The organism is Phycisphaerae bacterium (assembly GCA_024102815.1).
Classification (GTDB): Bacteria; Planctomycetota; Phycisphaerae; order UBA1845; family UBA1845; genus JAGFJJ01.
In genome coordinates, this window is sequence record JAGFJJ010000001.1 from 1 (window position 1) to 1,635 (window position 1,635).

Consider the following 1,635-nt stretch of genomic DNA (forward strand, 5'->3'; position numbering starts at 1 on the left):
CTGCAGAGCCAGCGCGAGGGCACGCTGCCCGACCTGCTCGATAGTGTGCTGATGGCCACCGGGTACGCGGAGTATCTGAAGGCATCGCCTGAGGACGCAGACGAGCGCTTCGAGAACGTGCTCGAACTGCGATCACTGATGGCTGAGTACGAAGATGTGGCCGGCGAAGAGGGCGGTGACCTTGGCGCGTTCCTGCAGGATGTCGCCCTGGTGGCGGATGTGGACGAATTGCGCGAGGGCACGCCGGCCGTCACGCTCATAACTCTCCATGCGGCGAAGGGGCTGGAATTCCCGGTCGTTTTTTTGGTAGGTCTCGAAGAGGGCGTTCTGCCGCATATCCGCTCGTTCGACGACCCGCGGCAGATGGAGGAGGAGCGGCGGCTCTGCTACGTGGGCATCACACGTGCGATGGACCGCCTTTATCTAACGCGTTCGTTCCGGCGATATTCGTTCGGGGCTTCGGCGGCAAACCCACCTTCGCGCTTCCTGGCAGATATTCCGTCGCATGTGAAGCGGCCGTGGGGAAGCACGGGCCGGACCTACGCCGAAGCTGCCGCGGCGCCATCGCTCTTCCAGGGCGAGGAAAACCCGGACGATGCCCAGTGGTCGGCGGGCGACCGGGTGAAGCACCAGAAGTTTGGTGTGGGCACCATCGTCAGTTCGCAAACGAACGGCGGTGACGTCGAGTACACGGTCGATTTCGAGACCGCAGGAGTTCGACGCCTGCTGCAAAGCTATGCGAAGTTGGTGTCGGCATGACGTTGGCAGCGCTTTTTCTGATCCCGAACACGACTGAAGAGTGGCAGGACTGGCTCGGCGAGAATGGCGTCAACATCGTCGGCATTCTCATTGGCCTGATCGTTGTCCGCTGGCTGGTGACGCGCGTGGTCTCACGGGTGATCCGATCGGCGGCGCTCCGAGCGGGCCGTGCGAGGGCGGAGGACGAGCAACTCGTCGAGCGGCGCGTGAACACGCTCCTTTCGACACTCGGATGGCTCTTCACCATCTTCCTTGCGCTGCTTGGCACGGCACTCATCCTGGACCAGTTTGATATCCAGGTTTCGGCGTTGTTGGCTGGTGTCGGCGTGGTTGGCATCGCCGTGGGCCTGGGCGCGCAAACGCTCATCAAGGACGTGATTAACGGGATATTCATCCTCGTCGAGGGCCAGTACGCCGTGGGAGACGTGGTTAACGTGGCGGGTGTTGGCGGGCAGGTCATCGAGATCACGCCGCGCCGGACGGTGCTCCGCGACCAGAACGGCCACGTCCACGTCATCCCGAACAGCGCCATTACGGTCGCGACGAACATGACGCAGGGGTTCAGCCGAATCAATCTCAATATTTCCGTCGCCTACGAAGAGGACATCGAGCACGTTACGAAGGTGATCAACGACGAGTGCGAAAAGCTCGCGGCGGACTTCCCGATGGACATCATCGTCGCGCCGAAGGTGCTGCGGGTGGACTCGCTCGCCGCCGACGGCATCGACATCAAGATCCTTGGCGACGTAAAGGTTTTCCGGCAGTGGGACCTGATGGGCGAACTGCGCCGCCGGCTCAAGGCGCGGTTTGACGCCGAGGGCATCGAAATCCCGTACCACCGCGAAGTGCAGGTGCCGTTCGCGGGGCCACTGGAAG

2 protein-coding genes are annotated in these 1,635 nt (G+C 62.6%); both read left to right on the plus strand.

Going from position 1 to position 1,635, the window contains the following annotated elements; all coding sequences use genetic code 11:
• Window positions 1-759: ATP-binding domain-containing protein (locus J5J06_00005; protein ID MCO6435454.1), on the plus strand; the 759-nt coding region annotated here is incomplete at its 5' end.
• A partial coding sequence (locus J5J06_00010) for a mechanosensitive ion channel family protein (GenBank protein ID MCO6435455.1) occupies window positions 756-1,635 on the plus strand: 880 nt, incomplete at its 3' end. The genes J5J06_00005 and J5J06_00010, both read left to right, overlap by 4 nt.